Source organism: Chryseobacterium sp. KBW03, from assembly GCF_003852415.1.
GTDB lineage: Bacteria > Bacteroidota > Bacteroidia > Flavobacteriales > Weeksellaceae > Chryseobacterium > Chryseobacterium viscerum.
The window spans coordinates 811,934-835,079 of the sequence record NZ_QAJO01000003.1 but is presented as its reverse complement, the minus strand read 5'-3'; the positions used below and the strand labels follow the sequence as shown (position 1 = coordinate 835,079).

The following is a 23,146-nucleotide window of genomic DNA, read 5'->3' as shown; positions in this document are numbered from 1 at the left end:
AAAAATAGCCTTCTCGATAGACATTAAGTAATCACAATCTTAAATTCAAAAATATGACGCATATCATAACATGAGTGTTTAATTTTTTTGTTTAACAATTTTGTCAAAAATAAAATTTAATATAAATTTGCACAAATTTGTTTAACAAAAATGTCAAATCAAGCAAAAAAAGACCAAACACAGGAATTGATCAAAGAGACAGCGAAGAATTTGTTCTTTGTGAAAGGAAAATTTGATGCTACTACGCAGGAGATTGCAGATGAAGCAGGGGTGAACCGAACCCTTATTAATTACTATTTCCGTTCAAGAGATAAGCTTATCCAGATCATCTTTGACGATGCGCAGAGAGTAGAGCAGGAAAAATCGAAGATCATTCAGAATTCTGATCTGCCTTTTAAAGAAAAGATCGGCCAATTTATAGAAAGTAGTCTTTCTACAAGTCTTCAGTATCCATATCTGGAAACGTATATCGTATCACAGATCAATAAAGGGACCTGCCATCACAGAGAAATTGAAGAAGATATCCTAAACGAGATGTATAGTGATATCGAAAAAGAAATGGAATTGGGAAATATTGAGAAAATGGCTCCGGTTCAGTTTATTCTGAATATGGTGTCGTTATTGGTGTTCCCAAGTGCCATAAGACCATTATTTATGGAGAATTTGTTAATTAATGATGAAGAATATGATAAGATAATTTCTGAGCGAAAACAGATTATTATCAATATGTTGTTCAAAAACTAAAAAAACTAAAGTATTTCTCACAATGATTCGTCATTTAGAAATAAATAATGACTGAACGAAAATTAAATAAAAAATAAACGAAGTATAAAATTATGAATAGAAAACGTATAACTGCTACAAAGCTAAAGATTGGTATAGCTTCAGCATTTATGATTTTCGGCTCTTCATTGGTGTCTGCCCAGCAGCAGGTTTCCCTGCAGGAAGCAATTAAACAGGCGCTTCAGAATAAAGCAGAAGCCAAAAAAGCTGCTTTACAGGTAAGAAAAGCCGAATATAAGATTGATGAGGCCAGAGCCGGTGCTCTTCCACAGATCACTGCGACGGCGGGCTTAACCTATAACCCGATTATTCAGGAATCTTTGTTGGAATTTGGAGGAGAGAAAATCAGGGCCCAGTTTGGTCAGCCATGGGGTTCTACAGCTTCTGTACAACTTCAGCAGGCGATTTTTGATCAAAGAGTATTTACAGGACTTAAAGCAGCCAAATCAACAAGAGAGTTTTATGTACTGAATGCTCAATTAACCAATGAACAGATTATTGAAAATGTAGCAACAGCTTATTATCAGGTGTTTGTACAGGAGGAAAATCTTAAAACGGTAACCGCCAGCTATGCCAACACTGAAAAAGTTAGAAATGTTATTAAAAGTCTAGTTGATAACGGTTTGGCAAAATCAATCGATTTAGACAGAACAAATGTTCAGCTTACGAATATTGGTTCCAATAAGCAGACTTTAATCAACTCTGTTGAGCTTTCAAAAAATGCGCTGAAGTTTTATATGGGAATTCCTATTGCTACAGACATCGAGCTTGAAGAAAAAGAGATCCAGCCAAAGCCTGAGCTGATTGCAAGCAACGTAAATCTTAATGATCGTACAGAGATCAAAGTTTTAAATAAAAACAGAGAGCTTTTGGTTTTCAATAAAAAAGCAACCGAAGCTTATCTTTATCCATCAGTAAATCTTACTGCGAACTACGGATGGGGAGCAAACGGAGCAAAATTCCCGTTGACAAGTGGTCTTAGTAAGGGAGTTCTTTGGAGCGATTATTCAGCAATTGGTTTGAATGTAAATATTCCTATTTTCACGGGAGGAGCTACAAAAGCAAAGATCAATCAGGCAGAAATCGATATTCAGGATCTTGATGTTGATATTGAAAACACTCAGTTGAGCTTAAGCTTAGATTATAAAAATGCAATCACCAATATGGAAAATGCATTGATTAATATCGAAAGCATGAAAGATAATGTAGGATTGGCAGAAAGAGTTCAGAAGAACACTCAGGCAAACTATCAATATGGTTTAGCAACTCTTACAGAAGTACTGGATTCTGAAAATGCTCTGACACAGGCAAAACAGAACTATTCCAATTCATTGCTAGATTACAAACAGGCAGAGATCAAGCTGATAAAAGCTAAGGGTGAACTAAACACACTACAAAACTTATAATAAACTAAAATGAAAAAAACTTTAATATATATCATCGTAGCAGCTGTACTTGTAGGTTTAGCCGCTTATAAGATTGCCGGTAACAAAGAAAAGCAGACTAAGGAAGTAAAAGAGGTTGCCAAGCAGGTAGATAAAATCAATGTTAATATTGTAACCGTTACAAGAGAAAATATTGATACAGACTACTCAGCTAACGGAACTTTTCTTCCAAAACAGGAAATGAACCAGTCTTCTGAAATCGCAGGACGTATTGTAAATGTTTTGGTTAAAGAAGGTTCAAGAGTATCAGCAGGTCAGGTCTTAGCAACTATAAAAAGAGATGCTATCGAAGTTGATGTTAGTCAGGCTCAAAACAACTTACAGAATGCAATCATTGACAACCAACGTTATGAAAACGCATACAAAACAGGAGGAGTTACAAAACAGCAGGTTGATAACTCAAGATTGCAGCTGAAAAACATGCAGGCTGCTGTTAAAGCTCAGGGAGTAAGAGTAAATGATACAAGTATCCGTGCAGGAATCAGTGGTACAATCAATAAAAAAATGGTTGAGCCGGGAACAGTAGTTTCTATAGGAACTTCCATGTTTGAAATCGTTAATATCAACAGCCTTAAACTTTCTGTATTGGTAGACGAAAGCCAGATTGGCAGAATTGCACTTGGTCAGGAAGTTCCAATTAATGTGAATGTCTTACCCGAAGATTCTTTCAGTGGTAGAATTACATTCATTGCTCCTAAAAGTGATGCTACTTTAAATTTCCCGGTTGAAATTGAGGTTCAGAATAGAGGAAATCTAAAAGCAGGGATGTATGCAACGGCTACATTTAAAACCAATCACGGTGCTGAAACCCAAAATATGTTGACTGTTCCTGCACAAGCTTTTGTAAACGGAGTAAGTTCAGGTCAGTTATTTATTGTAAACAATGGTACTGCTAAATTAATTAAGGTTCAGACCGGAAAAGTATATGGCGACAAAGTTCAGATCTTAAGCGGACTGAATGGAGGCGAGCAGGTAGTTACCAGCGGACAGATTAACCTTGATAATGGTTCGAAAATCAATATCGTAAAGTAAGCAGAAGATGAAGTTAGCAGAAATATCCATTAAAAGGCCATCGCTGGTTATCGTATTATTTACGATACTTACGCTGGGTGGTTTATTAAGTTACTCCATGATGGGGTATGAGTTGATTCCAAAGTTTGAAACCAATATGGTAACCATTTCTACGGTATATCCGGGAGCTTCGCCTGCTGAGGTGGAAACTTCGGTAACCCGAAAAATTGAAGATGCTGTAGGTTCCTTGGAAAACGTGAAAAAAGTAGAATCTTCATCTTACGAAAGTTTATCAGTTATCATGGTGCAGCTGAATACAGGTGCCGATGTAAACTATGCTTTGAATGATGCACAGAGAAAAGTAAATGCTATTTTGGCAGATCTTCCTGACGATGCAGATCCTCCTTCTTTGCAAAAGTTCTCATTGGATGATCTTCCGATTATGACTTTGAGTATTTCCAGTGATAAACTGAATAATAAGGATCTTTATGACCTTTTAGATAAAAAAATAGAGCCTATTTTTTCCCGTGTAAACGGTGTTGCTCAGGTAGACCTTGTAGGGGGCCAGGAAAGAGAAATTCAGGTAAGTTTGGATGAAAAGAAAATGCAGGGATACGGTCTTGCCATCGCAGATGTACAGCAGGCAATTCTTTCTTCCAATCTGGATTTCCCGACGGGAGCTTTAAAAACGAGGACTTCAAGATCTACGATCAGACTTTCTGGAAAGTATAAAAATGTTGCGGAGATGAATAACCTTGTCGTTTCCAATAAAAATGGGGCTCAGGTTCGTTTATCTGATATTGCAACCGTTTTCGATACACAGAAAGATGTAGAGAAAGTGGCAAGATATAACCAGAATTCAACGATTTTACTTCAGGTTAAAAAACAATCTGATGCCAATGCGGTTTCAGTTTCAGAATTAATTAAGAAAACAATCGCTGATGTTCAGACCAATTATAAAACTCAGGCGATTAAAATAAATATTGTAGATGATACAACAGACTTTACGCTTGAAGCTGCAGACCATGTAATTTTTGATTTATTCTTAGCGATTATCCTGGTAGCAGTAGTAATGTTATTGTTCCTTCATAACATCAGAAACGCATTTATCGTAATGGTTTCTATTCCGATGTCATTGATTGCAACGGTAATTGGAATGTATCTGATGGGATATACCTTAAACCTGATGAGTTTACTGGGACTTTCATTAGTTGTTGGTATTCTTGTGGATGATGCGATTGTAGTTTTGGAGAACGTTTATCGTCACATGGAGATGGGGAAAAGCAGAATTCGTGCGGCATATGATGGAGCTTCGGAAATCGGATTTACCGTAACGGCGATTACTTTGGTAATTGTGGTGGTATTCTTACCGATTGCAATGAGTTCAGGATTGGTTGCTGATATCCTGGCACAGTTCTGTGTTACCGTAGTTATTGCGACAATGTTTTCATTATTGGCCTCATTTACGATTATTCCTTGGTTATCTTCAAGATATGGTAAATTGGTACACCTTTCAGGTAAAAACCCTTTTGAAAAGTTTATTCTTTGGTTCGAAAAGCAATTGGAGAAATTCACACACTGGATTACAGGAATTCTGGAATGGTGTTTGAAAACGACATTAAGAAGAGTAATGACGGTTATTATAACATTTATTATTTTGATCTCTTCATTTATGTTGGTTGCATTTGGATTTATCGGAGGTGAATTCTTCCCTAAAATGGATAGAGGACAGTTCCTTGTTCAGATGGAATTACCAAAAGATGCTTCTGTAGAAAAAACCAACCAGGTTACTCTTGCCGTTGAAAAATATCTGAGAGAAGACAAAGATGTTGTAGATATGATCACGACAGTTGGTCAGCAGTCATCAGGTTTTGGTGGGGCACAGGCTACATTGTATCAGTCAGAGATTCAGGTGATTTTGGTAGATAAATCTGAACGTAACGAAAGTACAGATATCAAGTCTGCAAGAATCAAGAGAGCTTTAGAAGAAAAATTCACAGGAGTTGAATTTAAAACGGCACCGATTGGATTAATGGGAGCAGATAATGCACCTATTGAAATGGTAGTGACCGCTCAGGATAATGAAACAGCAAATAAAGAGGCGAACAGAATTCTAGAGTTACTTAAAAAAGTTCCTGGTTCTGTAGATGCCGAATTATCAACTGACGCCGGAAGCCCTGAAGTACAGGTGAATATTGACAGAGATAAAATGGCTTCTTTAGGCTTAAATCTTTCTAGTGTAGGACAAACAATGCAGACTGCATTTAACGGAAATACAGACGGAAAATTCAGAGCTGGAGAATATGAATATGATATTAATATCCGTTTTGGAGATGCAAACAGACAGTCTATTGAAGATGTAAGAAATCTTATGTTTACCAATCCTAAAGGAGAACAGGTAAGATTGAGCCAGTTTGCAGAAGTAAAAATGGGTTCTGGACCAAGTTTGTTGGAACGTAGAGATAAAGCACCTTCTGTAAAGGTAAAATCTAAAGTAGTAGGTCGTCCTGTAGGGGATGTTGCCAATGAATGGGCTGCTCAATTTATGAACAACGAAAAGACCAAACCGGCAGGAGTAAGCTACATCTGGAGTGGTGATATGGAAAACCAGACCGAAGGTTTCGGTACTTTAGGGATTGCATTGATGGCTGCTATTGTATTGGTTTATTTGGTAATGGTTTCATTATATGACTCATTTGTTTATCCGTTCGTGGTATTATTTTCCATCCCTCTGGCATTGATCGGGGTAATGGTTATTCTTGCCATCACCGGAAATTCATTAAACATATTTACGATGCTGGGGATGATCATGTTGATTGGTTTGGTCGCGAAGAACGCCATTATGATTGTCGACTTTGCGAATATGAGAAAAGAAGCCGGTGCAAGTACGCATGATGCTTTGATTCAGGCAAACCACGCACGTCTTCGTCCGATCCTTATGACCACTATTGCGATGATCTTCGGTATGATCCCGATTGCAATTGCAAAAGGTGCCGGAGCAGAAATGAACAATGGATTAGCTTGGGTAATTATCGGTGGTTTGACATCATCTTTATTCCTGACTCTAATTATTGTACCGGTAGTTTATTCATTATTTGACTCTATCTTAAGAAGAATGGGCAGACATGAAAAAGTGGATTATGAAGCTGAAATGAAGGCTGAATATGAACACAAAGAACTAAGTGAAGACGGTTACACACCGAAACACGTAGACTAAAATATAACAACCTTTAATTAACCGAAAGCGCCTCAGATTTTCTGAGGCGCTTTTTTATATCTATGTTTTTATCAATTGGATTGCTTACTTCTGATTGTGCCGCCAATGGATAAATTTCTGGGTTGATTGTGGATCACTTTTGAACCAGAGATCCATATCCTTTAAAAGTTCTGCCTTTTCTTTGGAGATGATCATATTGTCTTTCAGAATTTGTTCCTTATATTCTTTTTGAGTTTCTGCTTTTGCCTCTGCGGTTTTGGAGTAGACAAAAAAGAAGACACCAAAGCTGATGATAAGCATTGCGAAAGAAGAGATCCATACATATAAACTTAAGCGTGGAACCTGTAACCGCGAATTAAGACGCTTTATGTTTTCTTCAGTCTTTATTTTGTAAAAAGAATTTAAGTGGCTTAAATCAGGCTCTATGCGCATCGTTTTAAGCTCTGTAATTTTATACTCAAGCTGTGTTATAGCTTGCTCAATCTCTATTGCGATTTTCTCTTCTCTTTGAATGTTGGAATTTATTTTCTCAGCATTCGAAGACATAATTTTTACTAATTCCTCGTAGGTGTATTCTGTCATTTGTATTTTTTTTAATAATAATTTATTCGGGTAATAAAATCTTTTTACGAATTATATTTTATAAACATTCGAGTATTTAATAATTTTTATTGAATATGTTTTTAATTCAAGTAAATACTAGATTTTCAGTTGTTTAACATAATAAAATAATTCTCCATTGGTTTGAATTATTTGATATTTTTGATTCAAATTTAAAATTAATTATCAACTATTTTAAAAAACAATTATGAAAAAAACAATTTTATTAAGTGCATTATTAATAGCAGGTGTAGTAAGTGCATTTCCTTTCAGAACTTCTTGTGGACAGGTTGTAATGGTAAATGGAGCAACAGGCTCTTTGGCGCATATTGAAAATATTTGCGAATCAATTAACTTAGCTGTTTGTGGGACGTATGCTAATGTAATTTTATATACTCATTAATTATTAGCAAGCAAAAATCCATAATTAATTTGTGGATTCTTTCCCTTTTAAATTATGAAAAAACTTATTATATTTTTTGTCCTGTTGTCTGTAAAATTGATTTCTCAAATAAGTTTCAATGTTATTTATGAAGCAGATTATAAATTACAGTATAAAATGCTTAATATTCAAAATGCAAAGCTTGAAGAGGCTGCATTTGCATTATTAATAAATGAAAAAGAATCTTACTTCAAAAATATGAATAAATATGTCGGAGATTCTTTACGATACGAAAAGAGGCTGGATGAAAATAGTAGTAATGGCAAATACTTTACTCCTTTTCGTGAAAATATTGGTACAACCAATGGGAAAATCTATGTTACAGCTCCTATTTCAAATAAAAATTTCAAATATGAAGAAACCAATGATATAGATTGGAAATTAGTAAACGAATATAAGACGATTGGAAAGTATAAAGTTCAAAAAGCAACATCAAAAAAATATGGTAGAACCTGGATAGCCTGGTTTGCTAAAGATATTCCTTTTCCATTTGGTCCGTATAAATTCAACAAATTACCTGGATTAATTGTAGAGGTATATGATGATGATAATGAGTATCATTACACCTTATATAAGTTTGGGAAAAGAAAGTATGTATGTAAATCTGCAAATATGAATACGGATGCCAAACTTGTAGAGAAATCCAAAATATTTGATTACCAGCGTAAGGAAATAGGAGATCAAAATCAGTTTAACGAAGTTATTGAGGATAAAGAAACGTTGAATATGTTAAGGAAAAAATCTTCTGAAAGAGCAAAACAATATAATCCTATCGAATTAAGTATATACTGAAAACACCTTTTTTAAGATGTTTCTTTTATAAAAAAAGCTTCCAGAATACACTGAAAGCTCTTATATATTGTAATAAAAAAAATTAGTCTGCCATTGCTTCTCCGGACTTTCTATACACGAAATTTCCGTAGATATGTCTTCTTGCAAAACGGCTTGGTGAATCAGCGTTAACCATTTTGATGTAGGTATTTCTTGGAACTCCAATATACTCATACATGTTTCCATTCAAATGCTGAACAGTCAAAATCGATTTTTCAAGATAAAAATCCTGAATGTTAGATTTTGTAGTCGTTTCTGTGTATTCTTCTTTATATTTTTCCTGTGTTTCGGTATTAATGCTCACCAAAAAATGGTAGGCTTCAATTACAGACTTGCTTTTTTCCTCAGCTTCAAGTTTTCCAGCTTCATCATTTATGAATTTATCAGGATGTGTATCTTTCATCACATTTCTGTAAATTGTTTTCAATTCTCTTAAAGTAACATTTTTATCTACCCCAAGAAGTGTTCTGTGCTCACCAATTTTTTTCATATCTCTAATCCTTATTTTCGGGGTGCAAAATTAAGGATTTTAATTTGATAAACCATAACTTATTCATTATTAATTTATTTAGCACGTTATAAGGTGAGAATATGATTATGATTATAAACGTATGAAATTTGTACAATTAACTTTTACAATGAGTTAAACTCCGAATACAGGTTTTTATTCAATTTAAAATAAATAAAACCGTTCTTAAAATCAATTACAGTATTGAATCTTTTTAAAAACTGATTTCCAAAAAATCCCGCCATTTTTTCTGTAGAATCAATTCCTTCTGTGGAGCCGGAAAGAGTAATCGGCAGATTGTAAAGATATTTTTGTGCGAATTTTATAGCGGGACAAAGGACAACAGGCATTTCATACACAGAGCCATCTGAACCCTGAGCTGTAGCTTTTCCTATAGTTTTCATGGTTTTGGACAAAGCATTGTTTTTTGCAAAAGGAGAAGCTATAGTAAGCGCATCATCCGCACCGCTGTCGAGCCCGAAGAGCCCGGAATATTCTTTGCCATTCACGATAATACTGCTTTCTACAGAAGGGTAGTTATCCACCATATGAAGTTTCATTTTCTCATATCCTGTCAGGTCAACGGAAAAATTACTTTCTTCGTAAAACCGGATTTCGTTTTTATGATAATCAACTTCAATGATTTTTCCCTTCATCAGATCTGTTCCGAAAACCCCGTCAAAATTGGCAGAATCATAGGGGATAAGAGTAAACTGGATATCGTTTTTCTGGATATTTCCAAACTGTACAGTATTGTGGCTGCTGTATTCCACGATATTTACACCGTTTGATCCTTTGTTTTCAGATTTTCCATCAATTTTCAGCGGTACTTTTTTCTTTGAGTTGATATTAATAACAGAACCGTCAGCACCCGTATCAAACAGGAACTTAATGCTGTCGGTTTTATTCACTTTACAATACACATAAATGGAATTATTTTCCAGCGTAAAAGGAATGACAGTTGGTGATTTTTGAGCAGATATTGCGGTACAAAATAGCGATGTCAGGAAAATAACAATGAGTTTCATGTAAATGGTTGTTAGATGGACGAAAATAAATGGAATTATCGCTTTCCCAAAGAAATAACAGACCATTAACCCTCCTTTAACCGTTCCTTAACTGTTCTCAATTCTATTATCCCACCACTTATTCTCATAAAAAAACAGTACCCAATTCGGATACTGTCATTATATTTTTAATAATTAAATCTTTCAATCTTTTAATCAACCCTACGGCTCATCGCAAGTTCTCTTCAGTTTTGTAAAAATCTTGTCAAAATCCTTATAAGATGTTTCTTCATCATTACGTTTTTGTCTGAAGCTGCTGTTGGCACAGTTGTGAAAACCCAGACCTATCATATCGATCAAAGCATAATCTTCCTTTTGCGGGTCGCTCATCTTGGTATTGAATCTTGACATTACCCCCTGTGGATCAGAATTATTTTTGCTTTTAAGCTCAATATAGTTTTTCCAGGCAGCAAACATCTTTTCTCTGTCAGGAGACGATATAGCGTCAATCTGCTCTCTGCAGGTATTATAATATTTACTGTTTTTAAGGGTGAAAGGATCAGAATATGCGATAATTTCTTCTTTATTCAGTTGATATTCGTTTTCAAATGATTCCATAACTTCTTGCTGAAGCTTTTTCCATCTTGGAAGATCAATTATTTTAAGGCTGTACAATTCCTTTTTCTTTTCCTCATATTGCTTTTCAAGATCCTGTAAATAAGTTTCTCTGTTTTGACGGATTTCTTCAAGCTGGGAAAGTTTAAAAACAGGTCGGGTATCAAATACAACCCCATTGAATTGATATAAAAGCTTATTGACTCCGTCTATTTCTTCTTTTTTATATTTAGCCGAGTCAAAATACCCTTGATTGTCACAATTAAAAGTCTGATAGCTGTAAGGAGTCAGATTGTTTGCTTTAGCAGGAGTTTTTTGCCCCCATATAGTAATGGATAAGGCCAAAGCAAGCCCAATCATCATTTTTTTCATGCACATAACTTGTTGAAAGAATCCTGATTTTCTGAATTTCTATGCAAAATTAAGGCTTTAAATTCGAAATCTAAAGGATTAAATAGATTTTTTCAATTGATTTTGCAAATTTTATATAGATTTTGTACCATTATTCTAAAATTGTGCAAATTGAAGAAAATGGAATCCTAAAAAATGGGTGAATAAAACGGAGATCAAGGTCGTTTTTTACTTAGTAATAGTTACTTACCTCAATGAGATTCTGATCCGGATCGCGGAAATAAACTGATTTTATTTTTCCTACAGCTCCGGTTCTGTCTACAATTCCTTCAATAATATCCACATTTTTTTGCTTGAGTTCCTCCATTACATCCTCAATATTGGTCTGAGCAATGAAACAAAGATCCGCAGAACCACAGGTCGGACTTTCTGCTTTGGGTTCAAATTCATGTCCTTTCTGATGCAGATTGATTTTTTGATTTCCGAAAATCAGAGCTTTTCTGTTGTCTCCAAAAGTAACCCCTTCAAATCCCATGATTTTAGTATAAAATTCAATGGTTTTATCAATGTTGGCCACTGTTAATACAAGATGGTCCAGATTCTTTATGTCCATAATTTACCTTTTGTTTTTATTCATAAATATTGATCAAAAGTAAGGTTATTTATAAGTCTGCTATTGTTATTATTGATTGTTTTTTTGGATTTAAAATAATAGATTTACACGAATTAACACAAAACCATGATATATTATTTTTTTCTTTTATTCATTATCGCTGTTTTTGGAGGGATCGCTTATCTGATGATGCGTTTTTTCAGTAGATGGACCCGGAATAATAGATATGAAGTGCTTTTTAACACCTTACTATTTATCGGATCATTTTTTCTGGTATCATTTCTCAGTCTCTATATTTTCTTTTCCACTGTTGATTTTTCCAGGTAAGACTGCACTTTTTCTGAGAATTAAATAAGCAATGAAAAGGTTTATAAAAAAGGCTGCCCAGACATTCAAACCATAAAAAAGCTGGTAATCATGATGTTCTTCATTATAAAACAGATTTTTAACGATTCTGAAAGTAATGGCTGTGGTAGTTACTGCATAGCTTAGAATCATATAAGTTCTATGCCTGCTGACATTTTGTTTTTTAATAGAAAGTACAGCAGCAACGGTGAAAAAAGCCCAAAGGATGTCCTGTATCAGAAATCCTGTAATTCCGATAAGTCCTCCGTTTGAAAAAATTCCCAGGACAAAACATGCAGGAACATTGATGATAAGAATGTTGTAAACATATATTTTACCAATGATTCTATGAAGTTTTCTGTTTTCAACCAAAAATCGATTCGAAAACTGGGTCAGACCAGCCAAAAGACAAAGTGTGATTGAAAAGATATGAATGTAGAAAAAGGCCATCCAGTACGGATTGCCTACTACCTGCTGCTTAAAAGCCAGAAATCCAATATTTTTGTCAAGAGAGGTGTATTGCGAAATAGTTTTCAGCATTAGAATACTGAAAATAAGAATTGAAAATAAACCGGTTGCTTTAATGATTTTTATTCCCGAAGACTTCATCTTTTCTGATTAAAAGTATTGAATATCTAATCTTTCAAAACTTCCCTGATCTGATTTTCAAGATCTTCCATATTCTCAAATTTTCTCAGTTCCACAGTTTTCCCTGTGCTTCTCAGTTCTGTAATAATATCAAGGATCAGTTCTAAAGGCTCTGCCTCATAGCCAAACAGATTATTGTCAAAATTGGTTCCGACGATAAGCCCGTCACTATTCATTCCTAAGCACCAGTTTTCCAGGAATTCGTTCAGAGGAATAGAAGAAGCCTCATACTGATTCCACTCATTTTCTATACATGATTTTGCTCTTGCAGCATCTGACCAGAAACAAATGATCTGTACGGGGTCACCGTCTTCATACTCTATTTCGCTGGAGTAGGAGGTAGCATATCCTTTTTCATCCTTTAAGGCATACACTATTTCTGTCTCACTGATTTTTTTGATAAAGTCTTTATGGCGGTTCTGAACCGTAACATGGTCTTGAAGCATTATTTTTAATTATAAATGATTAGTTATGAATGATTAACTGGCTGTTGTACTGTTGAATGGTAAGTCTTATATTATATTCTATGAAATTTCACTGCTGTTGATATGAATAATTTGGGGATTTTGACCATCTGAATCTCTTTTAGATCTACCGTAAAGTCCTATTTCAAGATCATTTGGGGATTCATTGTCCAGTTCGGAAGAATGTACATACGTATACATACCATATCCATGCCCGGACACCAACCATCCTTCAGTAAGGGTTAAATGAATTACATTGAAATCACCGGCAGGACCTCCGGCAGAAACCGGGCCGAATTCTTTCATTAATTGTAATGCTTCCTCTTTTACATTTTCGATAGTACTGATGTCATCAAAAATAATATAAGTGCCATTTTCAAAAAGAACCCAATCCTGAAATTTGGGGTTAATGGCAAGCTTCACATGTTCAATCATATGTTAATAGTTTAAAATAAGAGTTATAAGTTAATAAATTTATTTAAATATGCAGTTTTCAAGTATCAATCAATATTGATATCTCATTCCTACAATATCCCTTTGATGCGTAAATGCTGCAAAAGCATAATTGTTTTAGCATCCTTGATCTCTCCGGTGTCGATCATGCTAAGGCTTTGCTCAAAAGGTAATTCCAGAACTTCTATATTTTCTCCTTCTTCTTCCAATCCGCCACCATCATTAATTTTCATTTCATGAGAATATTCTGCAATAAAGAAATAGAGTATTTCTGTCACAGATCCGGGTGACATATAGGCCTCAAATATCTTTTCAACTTTGGAGATTTTATAACCTGTCTCTTCTTCTGTTTCTCTTTTTATGCAGTCTTCCGGATTATCATTGTCCAAAAGTCCTGCACAGGCTTCAATAAGCATTCCCGTAGAGTTTCCGTTGATGTAAGTAGGCAGTCGGAATTGTCTGGTTAAGATCACCGTGTTGGAAGTTTTGTTGTAAAGAAGAATAACAGCCCCATTTCCGCGGTCATACGCTTCTCTGCTCTGGGTTTCTGTGGTTCCGTCTTTTCTTGAAACGGAATAGGTCACTTTATTTAAAGTATACCAGTTGTCTGAAAGAATTTCTGTGTTTAATAGGGTTATATTAGGATTTTTCATTAGGAATAAATAGGGGTAAAATTTTTTTAATTGAATACGGTTTTCTATTGTGCAGTTACTTCTTTAATAAATCTTTTAAAGCCTCAGTAAGATCCGGAAATTGAAAATGAAAGCCTGCATCCTGAATTTTCTTTGAGGAAGCTCGTGAACCTTCCAATATAGCGGTAGCCAGCTCTCCAAATATCAGTTTTAAAACAAAACCCGGGACATTGGGCATAAATAAAGGCTTTTCAAGCACTTTTGCGATTTTTTCTGTCAGATACCGATTGGTGGCATGCTGTGGCGAAACCGCATTATAAGCGCCTTCTGCTGCTGGATTTTTTAAAGCAAATTCATAGATAGAACAGATGTCCTCGATATGAATCCATGGCATATATTGTTTACCGCTTCCTAAGGGTGAGCCGATATAATATTGAATAGGAGGAATCATTTTTTTTAAAGCGCCATCTTTCTCAGAAAGTACGACAGCAGTCCTTATTTTGACAACTCTTTCAGCCAGATTTTGTTCCTTAAATTCATCAGCTGCTTTTTCCCATAGAACGACGACCTCACTTAAAAAATCATTGCCCCGCGGATCGGTTTCAGTATAAATTTTTTCTGAAGTTTCTGTACCGTAAAAATTGATTCCTGAAGCTGAAATAAAAGATTTGAGCTTTATATTTTTTTTCTTTAAAGTAGTTCTGAGTAACTCCGCTGAATCAACTCTGCTGGAGATCAGTTCTTTTTTTCTTTCCGTTGTCCAGCGCTTTTCTGATATATTGGCACCCGCAAGATGGATGATATGAGAAACATGATCTAAGGCAGACTCATCCATACTTCCTTTTCTGATGTCCCATTCATAGTCATAATCATGCTTCTTTTTTCGGGTCAGAAACCTGAGTCCGTATTCCTTGCCTATTTTTTTTGCCAGTTCTTTGGCAATCATACCGCTGGCTCCGGTGATCAGAACAACTTCTTTCATAATATTCTATTTAAGGTGTGTAAGGTTTTATGCCTGGTTTTTTACAATCAGCACAAAGTCTTCTTCCAGAAGTTTATAGCCGTAATCATAAATAAACTTGTATTCAGAACCGTTTTTATAAACTTTCAGGTTGGTGAAATAGTCAAAATCAAAACCTAAGCCATCCAGTCTGGCTCTCGTAACTTTTGTTTTGCCATCGGTATTGATTTCCATAAGGATACGGTAGTTTTTGCGGAGTTTGTTGTTCACATTCCGCATCAGGTTGCTAGAATCTTTATTCTGCTTATTGTTGTAGGCATTCCGGCAGGCGTCGTTGCAGAATTTTTTATCTGACCTTCCGATTATTTTCTCGCCACATTCCAGACAATTCATTATTTATTTTTTTATTTTGTGAGCATGTGTATGTCTTTTCTTCAGCAGCTTTTTAAACATGCTGTGAGTAGGATAGCTTCTGTTGGGCGTAATATTATTAAAAAATAGTGCTACGATGAGAAGAATAATACATCCTGAAAGAACAGGAGAGATGACATACCAATATCCTAATTCCGGAATTTTTCCCGTAGAACTTACCGCAATCAGAGCGGTAGCACCACCTGGCGGGTGCAGGGTTTTTGTATACTGCATCAGTACAATAGAAAAAGCCACTGCCAAAGGAGCCGAAAGCCAGATGATATCTGGGATGAATTTATAGACTGTAACCCCCACTAATGCTGACAGAACATGTCCGCCTATAAGATTTCTGGGTTGTGCCAGCGGGCTCTGAATGGCTCCATAGATAAGAACGCTTGAAGCTCCAAAAGAACCAATCAGAAATATATTCTCCGTTTCCATTAATGAATGAGATTGGATAAATGCGATGAGCCCAATCCCAAAAAATGCACCCAGAAATGACCAGAAATGTTCTTTGTAATCTACAAGCGTTTCTTTATAGATCACATATTTGGAAACTCTGAACGTTCTTTTTATTGTCTTCTTCATTTAGTCTTCTTTATTTTTTATAATTGATTTTCTGCAAAATGCATTCGCTTTTTTCGAAAGTAGAACAAAGATACAGAATTATCCGTTTGTAAATGGATAGAGGTCAGAAGGCAATGATAATGATCTGAAAAATAAAGAAGACAATCCTTACAATAATCTTGATGAAAAAAATTATTGACTAACTTTAATTTGGTAAATAGCCACGGTTCCAGATGTTAACGGAGTTTTATTATCCTGAAGATAATTTCCAGCTTTAAAATATACAGATTCAGATTTCCAGCTTTCTCCAAGATTAAAAGTCGTAGTTTGTTGATTAATAGTGACCTGAATATCCAAATTGTTTTGCTGGATACTATACTCAAAGATCTGTCCTAAAGCTATATTTTTCAATAGGGTAGTGCGTTGCTCCTTACCAACAACTTCTTTTTTAAATCCAGCCTGAATTTCCCCATTATTCCACCAGATTTTTACAGCTTCTGTACCCTTGGAGCTTCCATGGATCTGACCAATAATGATTTTCCCGGTGCCGGGCTGCTTTAGAACAGCCATTTTAACCTGCAAATTATGCCTGTTTTCAAAATGCCATTCATCTATCTGGCGTAATTCCGTTCTTGGATAATGAGATCCCTGAGTAGCTTTTCCATCTGAAGAACAAAAAAAACGAATACTTTTATCCTCAGTTGAATAATAGAAATTTTCTGACGAAAATTGAGCAAGCTCCGAACCCTTAATAATGGTAATAGAATTGTTTTTTTGAATCGGGAGCTGAAGATTAAAGCCTTTCAGATCAAACTGTGTGGTAGGAACTGTAGTATAAGTGGTTTTTTGTGCATGAAAAAGAATAGGACACAATAATCCGCAGTGTACTATGATTTTAAAAATGTTTTTCATAGTAAATTTATTACTGTTAAATATATAATACGAATGTATATAATTTCTTTGATAATAGCTTCAAATAAGGGCTAATTTCTATTGATATCTTGTACAAAAAAACAGGAAGCCAATCAGACTTCCTGTTTTTAAATGCTAAAATTTAAAGATTATGCTAAAACCAATTCCTCAGTATACACAAGGCCTTCATAACAAGCATTATAAATAGCCTTTAACTCATCTAAAGAAGGAACTCTGGGATTGAACCCTGTACAAGGATCTGCCAGTGCATTGGCTGTGATATAGTCAATGTTTTTATCCCAATCCTCTCTTGAAATTCCGAATTCTTTAATCGCTGACTGATTGTTAACCTCTGAACGTAACGTCTCGATTGCCTGAGCAAGATCTTCAGCCGTTTCTTTGCCTATTACTCTGGCTAAATCAGGGTAACGTTCTGTAGCTTGGGCGTTATAACGGATAACATTAGGAAGGAAAATAGCATTTGATGCGCCATGAGGAATTCCGTACAGAGCTCCAACCTGGTGAGATAATGAGTGAACAATTCCTAACCAGGCATTATTGAATGCCAGACCTGCCATAAAAGAAGCATCGTGCATATTCTGACGAGCTGTAATATTGGTTGGATTTTCTACTGCTTCCTTTAAGTTATTGAAAACAATCTCAAGTCCACCTTTTGAAAGTGCATCTGCAATATTATTATCAATATTGGAAGCAAAAGCCTCTACACAATGAGTCAATGCATCAAGACCTGTATTTGAAGTAACGTGGGCAGGCATTGAAGCACAAATCTCCCCATCTACAATAGCAATATCCGGTGTTAATTCATAAGAAACAATTGGATATTTTACCCCTTTTTCTCTGTCTGTAATTACAGCAAGACCTGTTGTTTCAGTTCCTGTTCCACTTGTAGAAGGAATAGCGATAAACTTTGCTTTATTTCTTAAAACCGGAACCGTGAAAGGTTTAATCATCGCATCAAAATCAGCATCAGGATATTCATAAAATACCCACATGATTTTAGCGGCATCAATGGCAGAACATCCTCCTAATCCGATAATCCAATCCGGCTCAAATGTTTTGATCATTTCTGCTCCTTTCAGACATGTCGCTGATGATGGATCTTCCTCTACACCTTCGAAAATTTGAGTTTGGATTCCTGCTTCTGTAAGGTAAGCAATCGCCTTATCAAGAGTTCCGCTTTTTCTCATAGAGCTTCCTCCCGTTACAATGACTGCTTTTTGTCCTTTAATATTTGCTAATTCTGAAAGACTTCCGGCACCATGGAATACTTCTCCTGCAATAAATAATTTGCTCATTTTTTTTGTTTGATTTTAATGAGACAAAATTAAACAAGGCCAAACGGACGATGTTATACAAATAGGATTATGTGTTATACATTTGCGCCAATTCCTGCTGAAGAGCAGTAGGCGTTTCCTTCAATTTTGCTTTTACAAATTTGTTGAGGGCAGAAGGAGAATTAAAACCAAGGTCAAAAGCAATTTCCTTATGAGAAAGATCAGAAAACATCAATTGTCGCTTAATCTCCATTAAAATTCGGTTGTGAATGGCCTGAATGGCCGTTTCTCCACAATGCTTCTTCGTGATAGCGTTTAGTTTTTTGGGAGTAATGGCCAGTTCATCAGCATAGTATTGAACGGTTCTGTATTGTTTATAATGTTCATTCAATAATTTTTTAAAACGGACATAAATAGGTTTGTCTGCCGTTTCTTTATGCAAAATAGGATGTAACCCATGAACAGACTCAATTAAACCTAACAGAAAAATTTTGATCTGAAACCTTGCCTGCTCTTTTTTGATGAGACTTGGCTGCTGATAAATTCCTTGAATGATGGATATCAAATATAAACTCTGCTGGAAATCTTCTGAAGATAAAACAGTACAATGAAGTTGTGTAGAAAGATTGACATTATAAGTACTCAGTTCGTTTTTCAAAATATCCGAACAGAACAGTATTTCTTCAAACAGAATGATTTTTCCTTTCAAATCATCGCTTGTATCAGAAATAAAATGAACCTGCTCCGGAAATATTACAGAGATTTTTCCGGGTTTTAAAAAATGAATTTTATCCTCAATATGAAGTTGTAATGTCCCCTTTTCAATAACGATAATGAAAAAATGGTCTTTCTTGTGAGGCTGATCATAATCTTTCAAATATTCATTAGTCAAATCAAAAACCCGAAAAGAAAGACTCTTATCCTCTTCTTTCTGAATATTCTTTTTAATCTCTAGCTTCTTCATAAACTCATTTCTTTATATTAAAACACACACGGTGCATTCTTTATATGGAACAGAATGCAAAAATAATTTAAATCAAAATAAAATAACCACAAATACATGAATAAAAAGAATTCGTGCATTCGTGGCTAATAAAAAAAACAGAATAGAAAATAATCTATTCTGATTTATATATAGGTTGAAGAAAATCGTTTACTGTTTATTTTTCAGTTCATTGATTTCTTCTTTCAGTAGACTGATATATTCCTGCAGATTTTTAATGATTTCTATACTTAATTCATTACTGATATTTGTAACGTTGCTATTGTCACCATTATTATTAGCATTTACTGAAGATCCAGGGCTGTCATTAAATACAGGGTTTTCAATAATAATCTTAGCATCCTCTTCTTCGTAAATTTCCTCAACAGGAACATCTAAAAAATGAGCAAGCTTGGTCCATTCTGTCTGTGTTATTGATACAGCGCCGCTTTCTTTTCTGCTATAATTGGAAACGTCAGTCGGGATCACATCAGCCAATTGCTGCTGAGTGTAACCTTTACTTTTTCTTACTGTACGTAGTTTTTCTTTTTGCATATCAGACATTTTTACAAATTTGCAAAAAAAAATTAAATTAAGTAGAAAAAATCCTTTGTAATACATCTATTTTTCAATGTTTTTTAATTAAGAAAAACATTTTAGGAGATGATTCTTTATCGTTGAATTTTTTCATTTTACATTGGAAATTAATCTCTATAATCCTTATAAATCCTGTTTTATATAGAATTCTTTTTATTTTATTATCCGTTTTCAAACGACTACAAACGGATTTAAATAGTTTACAACCGACTGTGATTTGATAACGTCGCAATCTTTGCAACAGAGATTTGAGAAAAACAGTGAACGTCTCTTATCTGAATTACTAATCTTTAAAATCTAAAAGTTATGTCACTAAGAAACAAAGTAACACTAATTGGTTACACAGGTAAAGAAGTTGAAATGGTAAACTTCGACAATGGAAATGTAAAAGCAAGCGTATCCTTAGCAACCAGCGATCATTACACAAATGCTAAAGGAGAAAAAGTAGAAGAAACGCAATGGCACAATCTTATTGCATTCGGGAAAACAGCAGAAATTTTTGAAAAATATGTTCCCAAAGGAAAAGAAATTGCTATCGAAGGAAAGCTTACCTACAGATCATATGATGATAAAGATGGGGTGAAGCGGTATATCACAGAAATTCGTGTAGATGAGATCCTATTATTAGGAGGGAAATAATTCTAAAAACACAAATGATGAAAGTAAAAATTTTTAAAATCAGGCTTCCTGAAGAATTTCTCTACAAGGATCAGGGAATGCTGGATAGCTTTCTGGAAGCCCATGAGATTATAAAAGTGGAAACAGCTTTTGTAAGCGAAGAACGGTATTGGTCTGTAATATTGTATTTTGAAGATGTAAAACTGATAAAAAATACGGTAAAAGAACCAAAACCAGTTAAGTATTCTGCAGAAAACGACTTTTTGAATACCGATGAAGAAAAAATACTGGATGCCCTGAAACTTTGGAGATCAGAAAAAGCCCGCGAACAGAATCTTCCAATTTATTTCATTGCCAGTAATAAAGAACTCATGTCTGTAGCGAAGTATAAACCGGCTAGAAGAGAGGAATTGCTTGAGATCAAAGGATTTGGAAAACATAAGATTGAAAACTATGGTGAAGAAATTCTTGAGATTCTTGAAAGCATTTGATTTTTCAGAATAATTGATAACACAACAGCCAAAGCTGGAGTAGATGGTTTGTTCAGCTTTGGCTATTATGTAAATTTCACTTAGAATATTTTATAAACCCCTATTATCAAAAAATAATATTATTTTTAGTTCCTAAACAAAATAACCATGAAAAAACTATTTTTTGCATTTTGCATACTTATTTTAAGTGGTGCCACTCAGGTAGCAATGGCACAATCAAAAAACACAGAGACCAAAGCTTCTATGCTAAAAGGATTGCGCAGCAAAATGACTAAAGGGATGATTGAAGACGGTACTTCTAAAGAAAAGTCTGAAAAATTCGCGGATTGTTTTACAAAAGAATTGGGCGAAAAGTTAACGCTGGAAGAGCTTAAAATATTCTATAAGCTTAATAATGTAAAATCCGGACAGGCACCTCCAAAAGAACTTGTGAAACAGGCTGAAAAAATGGGAATAAATGAAAAAATGAGAACTCTGGGAAAAGATTGTGGACCTATCCTTCAATAGTCATACAATCAAACAGCCTATATTATCAAAAGGATTAAAGATTATTTCTTCAGCTTGATAATACTGTGTAAAATTCCTTTCAATTCCTTACTTTTGCATCTATCAAAATGACATACAACAAATGAAGCCAAGTTTAGCAAAAGGGACGAGAGATTTTACAGCACAGGAAGTTTCCAGAAGAAAATATATCATCAATATTTTACAGAATAATTTTGAATTATTCGGGTTTCAGCCATTGGAAACACCAAGCTTTGAAAATCTGTCTACATTGACGGGAAAGTACGGAGAAGAAGGTGACCGTTTGATCTTTAAGATTTTAAATTCGGGAGATTTTCAATCAAATCTTGAAGAGAAATTGGAGAAATATGATCAAAATGTAAGGGAATTATTAATAAATTATTTTAATAAAATAGCTGAAAATAATATTGTTGTTAATGATGTTGATAGTTATGTAGAGTCTTTAAGACTTTATTTCGTTACTGATAATTTATTCAAAGTTTTGGATGACAATGAAAAAAACTTTGTTGAAAATTCAGTATATAGATTAGGTCCTCTTGTTAAAAATAAACTAAATGAATATTTAGACAATTTAATAGATGATAAGGATGTAGCAGCTAGAGATTTTTCAAGAGTTATTAGTAAGACCGTTTTGAACATAAGAGCTAATTCTCAAACAATTACAAAAGAAATTTCAGATAAAGCTCTTCGATATGATCTTACAGTACCCTTTGCAAGATTCGTGGCTATGAATCATGGAAAGCTGACATTTCCATTCAAACGTTCTCAGATTCAGCCTGTATGGAGAGCTGACAGACCTCAGAAGGGAAGATACAGAGAGTTTTACCAATGTGATGCAGATGTTGTAGGAAGTGAGAGTTTATTGCAGGAAGTAGAGCTGGTTCAGTTGTATCTGAAATCTTTTGCAGATCTGAAAGTTCCGGTAACTATTCATATGAACAACAGAAAGATTCTTTCCGGATTGGCAGAATATGCAGGAATCACAGATAAATTGATTGACTTTACGGTAGCATTAGATAAACTGGATAAGATCGGAAAAGAAGGAGTTGTAAAAGAACTACTGGAAAGAGAAATTGCTCAGGAATCTATTGATAAACTGGATTTCCTATTCAGTCAGTCAGATGATGCACTGGAAAATCTTCTTCAGCTGAAAGAAAAATTTGCAGGAAATGAAATCGGTCTGAAAGGAGTAGAAGAACTTGAATATGTTCTTACACAGTCTCTGAACCTTGGTGTGGATATGCAAAACCTCGTATTCAATATTACCTTGGCAAGAGGACTGGATTATTATACAGGAGCCATCTTTGAAGTGAAAGCAGATGAGGTTGCTATGGGATCCATCGGTGGTGGAGGGAGATATGATAATCTTACAGAGGTTTTTGGAGTGAAAAACATTCCGGGAATAGGAATTTCATTCGGATTAGACAGAATTTATCTGGTCATGGAAGAATTGAATCTTTTCCCTGAAGAAGCATCTTCTAAAATAGAATATCTGTTTGCTAATTCTGGAGGAGAAGAAACAACAGAAGCTTTGAAACTGATCATACAGCTAAGAGCAAAAGGAATTTCGGCTGAATTATATCCTGAAAATGCTAAAATCAATAAGCAATTTACGTACGCAGAAAAGAAAGGAATAAAGAAAGTGGTTTTCCTGGGTGAAGAAGAACTTAAAAACAACACCGTTACTTTTAAAGATCTTGAAGCTGGAGAAAAGAAAACAGTTTCTTTAGATGAATTCCTAGGGCAATAATACGATACACATATTAAAAAATAAATCAACCACAAAAGCAATTTTTGTGGTTGATTTATTTGATGGATGCTA

At 34.8% G+C, this 23,146-nt stretch carries 26 protein-coding genes; 10 read left to right on the top strand and 16 right to left on the bottom strand.

Going from position 1 to position 23,146, the window contains the following annotated elements:
• The first annotated feature begins 150 nt into the window (after nt 1–150).
• The 4 genes from DBR39_RS07760 to DBR39_RS07745 all read left to right on the top strand — a co-directional run bounded on the left by DBR39_RS07760 (nt 151) and on the right by DBR39_RS07745 (nt 6,456).
• The gene (locus tag DBR39_RS07760; RefSeq protein ID WP_124531956.1) at nt 151–744 is read left to right on the top strand and encodes a TetR/AcrR family transcriptional regulator; all 594 of its coding nucleotides are present in this window, start codon (nt 151–153) and stop codon (nt 742–744) included.
• A gap of 92 nt (nt 745–836) precedes the next feature.
• Complete coding sequence (locus DBR39_RS07755; protein WP_124531954.1) at nt 837–2,189, top strand: TolC family protein; 1,353 nt, start codon at nt 837–839, stop codon at nt 2,187–2,189.
• Between the two features lie 9 nt (nt 2,190–2,198).
• Nucleotides 2,199–3,260 carry an efflux RND transporter periplasmic adaptor subunit gene (locus DBR39_RS07750; RefSeq protein WP_124531952.1) on the top strand — a complete coding sequence of 354 codons (1,062 nt, stop codon included), beginning with the start codon at nt 2,199–2,201 and terminating at the stop codon, nt 3,258–3,260.
• Between the two features lie 7 nt (nt 3,261–3,267).
• Nucleotides 3,268–6,456: an efflux RND transporter permease subunit gene (locus DBR39_RS07745; RefSeq protein WP_124531950.1), complete on the top strand. Its 3,189-nt coding sequence runs from the start codon at nt 3,268–3,270 to the stop codon at nt 6,454–6,456.
• A gap of 84 nt (nt 6,457–6,540) precedes the next feature.
• On the opposite strand, the gene DBR39_RS07740 is transcribed toward DBR39_RS07745, so the two are convergent.
• Complete coding sequence (locus DBR39_RS07740; protein ID WP_124531948.1) at nt 6,541–7,038, bottom strand: hypothetical protein; 498 nt, start codon at nt 7,036–7,038, stop codon at nt 6,541–6,543.
• Between the two features lie 226 nt (nt 7,039–7,264).
• On the opposite strand from DBR39_RS07740, the gene DBR39_RS07735 reads away from it, so the two are divergent.
• Together DBR39_RS07735 and DBR39_RS07730 are read left to right on the top strand one after the other, a co-directional pair.
• On the top strand, nt 7,265–7,459 hold the full coding sequence (locus DBR39_RS07735) for a hypothetical protein (protein ID WP_124531946.1): 195 nt from the start codon (nt 7,265–7,267) through the stop codon (nt 7,457–7,459).
• A 54-nt stretch (nt 7,460–7,513) separates the two neighbouring features.
• Nucleotides 7,514–8,290 (top strand): GLPGLI family protein, encoded by a 777-nt coding sequence (locus DBR39_RS07730; RefSeq protein WP_124531944.1) that lies wholly within the window; start codon nt 7,514–7,516, stop codon nt 8,288–8,290.
• Nucleotides 8,291–8,372: 82 nt separating this feature from the next.
• On the opposite strand, the gene DBR39_RS07725 is transcribed toward DBR39_RS07730, so the two are convergent.
• From DBR39_RS07725 to DBR39_RS07655, 15 genes are all read right to left on the bottom strand, one after another.
• Nucleotides 8,373–8,819, bottom strand: a complete 447-nt coding sequence (locus DBR39_RS07725) for a KTSC domain-containing protein (protein ID WP_124531942.1) — start codon at nt 8,817–8,819, stop codon at nt 8,373–8,375.
• 143 nt (nt 8,820–8,962) lie between these two features.
• Nucleotides 8,963–9,865, bottom strand: coding sequence for a retropepsin-like aspartic protease (locus tag DBR39_RS07720; protein WP_124531940.1), 903 nt, complete (start codon nt 9,863–9,865; stop codon nt 8,963–8,965).
• Nucleotides 9,866–10,066: 201 nt separating this feature from the next.
• Complete coding sequence (locus DBR39_RS07715) at nt 10,067–10,831, bottom strand: hypothetical protein (protein WP_124531939.1); 765 nt, start codon at nt 10,829–10,831, stop codon at nt 10,067–10,069.
• A gap of 211 nt (nt 10,832–11,042) precedes the next feature.
• Nucleotides 11,043–11,423, bottom strand: a complete 381-nt coding sequence (locus tag DBR39_RS07710; protein WP_124531937.1) for a VOC family protein — start codon at nt 11,421–11,423, stop codon at nt 11,043–11,045.
• 276 nt (nt 11,424–11,699) lie between these two features.
• Nucleotides 11,700–12,377, bottom strand: coding sequence for a DUF2306 domain-containing protein (locus DBR39_RS07705; RefSeq protein WP_124531935.1), 678 nt, complete (start codon nt 12,375–12,377; stop codon nt 11,700–11,702).
• 26 nt (nt 12,378–12,403) lie between these two features.
• The gene (locus DBR39_RS07700) at nt 12,404–12,862 is read right to left on the bottom strand and encodes a DUF2750 domain-containing protein (protein WP_124531933.1); all 459 of its coding nucleotides are present in this window, start codon (nt 12,860–12,862) and stop codon (nt 12,404–12,406) included.
• Nucleotides 12,863–12,940: 78 nt separating this feature from the next.
• On the bottom strand, nt 12,941–13,315 hold the full coding sequence (locus DBR39_RS07695) for a hypothetical protein (protein ID WP_124531931.1): 375 nt from the start codon (nt 13,313–13,315) through the stop codon (nt 12,941–12,943).
• An 89-nt stretch (nt 13,316–13,404) separates the two neighbouring features.
• Nucleotides 13,405–13,986 carry a GDP-mannose pyrophosphatase NudK gene (gene nudK / locus DBR39_RS07690; RefSeq protein WP_124531929.1) on the bottom strand — a complete coding sequence of 194 codons (582 nt, stop codon included), beginning with the start codon at nt 13,984–13,986 and terminating at the stop codon, nt 13,405–13,407.
• 55 nt (nt 13,987–14,041) lie between these two features.
• Entirely contained in the window at nt 14,042–14,947 is a 906-nt protein-coding gene (locus DBR39_RS07685; RefSeq protein WP_124531927.1) for a TIGR01777 family oxidoreductase, read from the bottom strand.
• Between the two features lie 27 nt (nt 14,948–14,974).
• On the bottom strand, nt 14,975–15,319 hold the full coding sequence (locus DBR39_RS07680) for a hypothetical protein (protein ID WP_103233509.1): 345 nt from the start codon (nt 15,317–15,319) through the stop codon (nt 14,975–14,977).
• A 3-nt stretch (nt 15,320–15,322) separates the two neighbouring features.
• Entirely contained in the window at nt 15,323–15,925 is a 603-nt protein-coding gene (locus tag DBR39_RS07675) for an HPP family protein (protein ID WP_124531925.1), read from the bottom strand.
• Nucleotides 15,926–16,096: 171 nt separating this feature from the next.
• Nucleotides 16,097–16,816 carry a polysaccharide lyase family 7 protein gene (locus DBR39_RS07670; RefSeq protein ID WP_124531923.1) on the bottom strand — a complete coding sequence of 240 codons (720 nt, stop codon included), beginning with the start codon at nt 16,814–16,816 and terminating at the stop codon, nt 16,097–16,099.
• A gap of 149 nt (nt 16,817–16,965) precedes the next feature.
• Entirely contained in the window at nt 16,966–18,132 is a 1,167-nt protein-coding gene (locus DBR39_RS07665; protein ID WP_124531921.1) for an iron-containing alcohol dehydrogenase, read from the bottom strand.
• Between the two features lie 67 nt (nt 18,133–18,199).
• On the bottom strand, nt 18,200–19,075 hold the full coding sequence (locus DBR39_RS07660; protein WP_124531919.1) for an AraC family transcriptional regulator: 876 nt from the start codon (nt 19,073–19,075) through the stop codon (nt 18,200–18,202).
• Between the two features lie 189 nt (nt 19,076–19,264).
• Nucleotides 19,265–19,648, bottom strand: coding sequence for a helix-turn-helix transcriptional regulator (locus tag DBR39_RS07655; RefSeq protein WP_124531917.1), 384 nt, complete (start codon nt 19,646–19,648; stop codon nt 19,265–19,267).
• 348 nt (nt 19,649–19,996) lie between these two features.
• Between DBR39_RS07655 and DBR39_RS07650 the strand changes: the two genes are divergently transcribed.
• The 4 genes from DBR39_RS07650 (at nt 19,997) to hisS (ending at nt 23,074) form a co-directional block, all read left to right on the top strand.
• A complete protein-coding gene (locus DBR39_RS07650; protein ID WP_076351611.1) occupies nt 19,997–20,329 on the top strand; it encodes a single-stranded DNA-binding protein in 333 nt (110 codons plus the stop codon).
• Nucleotides 20,330–20,346: 17 nt separating this feature from the next.
• Nucleotides 20,347–20,799, top strand: coding sequence for an HRDC domain-containing protein (locus tag DBR39_RS07645; RefSeq protein ID WP_124531915.1), 453 nt, complete (start codon nt 20,347–20,349; stop codon nt 20,797–20,799).
• A gap of 147 nt (nt 20,800–20,946) precedes the next feature.
• On the top strand, nt 20,947–21,306 hold the full coding sequence (locus tag DBR39_RS07640; RefSeq protein ID WP_124531913.1) for a hypothetical protein: 360 nt from the start codon (nt 20,947–20,949) through the stop codon (nt 21,304–21,306).
• A 121-nt stretch (nt 21,307–21,427) separates the two neighbouring features.
• The gene (gene hisS, locus DBR39_RS07635; RefSeq protein ID WP_124531911.1) at nt 21,428–23,074 is read left to right on the top strand and encodes a histidine--tRNA ligase; all 1,647 of its coding nucleotides are present in this window, start codon (nt 21,428–21,430) and stop codon (nt 23,072–23,074) included.
• The last annotated feature ends 72 nt before the right edge of the window (nt 23,075–23,146 follow it).

Coding starts and splice junctions, on each gene's coding strand:
- DBR39_RS07760 (WP_124531956.1), top strand. CDS start 151: ATGTCAAATCAAGCAAAAAAAGACCAAACACAGGAATTGATCAAAGAG.
- DBR39_RS07755 (WP_124531954.1), top strand. CDS start 837: ATGAATAGAAAACGTATAACTGCTACAAAGCTAAAGATTGGTATAGCT.
- DBR39_RS07750 (WP_124531952.1), top strand. CDS start 2,199: ATGAAAAAAACTTTAATATATATCATCGTAGCAGCTGTACTTGTAGGT.
- DBR39_RS07745 (WP_124531950.1), top strand. CDS start 3,268: ATGAAGTTAGCAGAAATATCCATTAAAAGGCCATCGCTGGTTATCGTA.
- DBR39_RS07740 (WP_124531948.1), bottom strand. CDS start 7,038: ATGACAGAATACACCTACGAGGAATTAGTAAAAATTATGTCTTCGAAT.
- DBR39_RS07735 (WP_124531946.1), top strand. CDS start 7,265: ATGAAAAAAACAATTTTATTAAGTGCATTATTAATAGCAGGTGTAGTA.
- DBR39_RS07730 (WP_124531944.1), top strand. CDS start 7,514: ATGAAAAAACTTATTATATTTTTTGTCCTGTTGTCTGTAAAATTGATT.
- DBR39_RS07725 (WP_124531942.1), bottom strand. CDS start 8,819: ATGAAAAAAATTGGTGAGCACAGAACACTTCTTGGGGTAGATAAAAAT.
- DBR39_RS07720 (WP_124531940.1), bottom strand. CDS start 9,865: ATGAAACTCATTGTTATTTTCCTGACATCGCTATTTTGTACCGCAATA.
- DBR39_RS07715 (WP_124531939.1), bottom strand. CDS start 10,831: ATGAAAAAAATGATGATTGGGCTTGCTTTGGCCTTATCCATTACTATA.
- DBR39_RS07710 (WP_124531937.1), bottom strand. CDS start 11,423: ATGGACATAAAGAATCTGGACCATCTTGTATTAACAGTGGCCAACATT.
- DBR39_RS07705 (WP_124531935.1), bottom strand. CDS start 12,377: ATGAAGTCTTCGGGAATAAAAATCATTAAAGCAACCGGTTTATTTTCA.
- DBR39_RS07700 (WP_124531933.1), bottom strand. CDS start 12,862: ATGCTTCAAGACCATGTTACGGTTCAGAACCGCCATAAAGACTTTATC.
- DBR39_RS07695 (WP_124531931.1), bottom strand. CDS start 13,315: ATGATTGAACATGTGAAGCTTGCCATTAACCCCAAATTTCAGGATTGG.
- nudK (WP_124531929.1), bottom strand. CDS start 13,986: ATGAAAAATCCTAATATAACCCTATTAAACACAGAAATTCTTTCAGAC.
- DBR39_RS07685 (WP_124531927.1), bottom strand. CDS start 14,947: ATGAAAGAAGTTGTTCTGATCACCGGAGCCAGCGGTATGATTGCCAAA.
- DBR39_RS07680 (WP_103233509.1), bottom strand. CDS start 15,319: ATGAATTGTCTGGAATGTGGCGAGAAAATAATCGGAAGGTCAGATAAA.
- DBR39_RS07675 (WP_124531925.1), bottom strand. CDS start 15,925: ATGAAGAAGACAATAAAAAGAACGTTCAGAGTTTCCAAATATGTGATC.
- DBR39_RS07670 (WP_124531923.1), bottom strand. CDS start 16,816: ATGAAAAACATTTTTAAAATCATAGTACACTGCGGATTATTGTGTCCT.
- DBR39_RS07665 (WP_124531921.1), bottom strand. CDS start 18,132: ATGAGCAAATTATTTATTGCAGGAGAAGTATTCCATGGTGCCGGAAGT.
- DBR39_RS07660 (WP_124531919.1), bottom strand. CDS start 19,075: ATGAAGAAGCTAGAGATTAAAAAGAATATTCAGAAAGAAGAGGATAAG.
- DBR39_RS07655 (WP_124531917.1), bottom strand. CDS start 19,648: ATGCAAAAAGAAAAACTACGTACAGTAAGAAAAAGTAAAGGTTACACT.
- DBR39_RS07650 (WP_076351611.1), top strand. CDS start 19,997: ATGTCACTAAGAAACAAAGTAACACTAATTGGTTACACAGGTAAAGAA.
- DBR39_RS07645 (WP_124531915.1), top strand. CDS start 20,347: ATGAAAGTAAAAATTTTTAAAATCAGGCTTCCTGAAGAATTTCTCTAC.
- DBR39_RS07640 (WP_124531913.1), top strand. CDS start 20,947: ATGAAAAAACTATTTTTTGCATTTTGCATACTTATTTTAAGTGGTGCC.
- hisS (WP_124531911.1), top strand. CDS start 21,428: ATGAAGCCAAGTTTAGCAAAAGGGACGAGAGATTTTACAGCACAGGAA.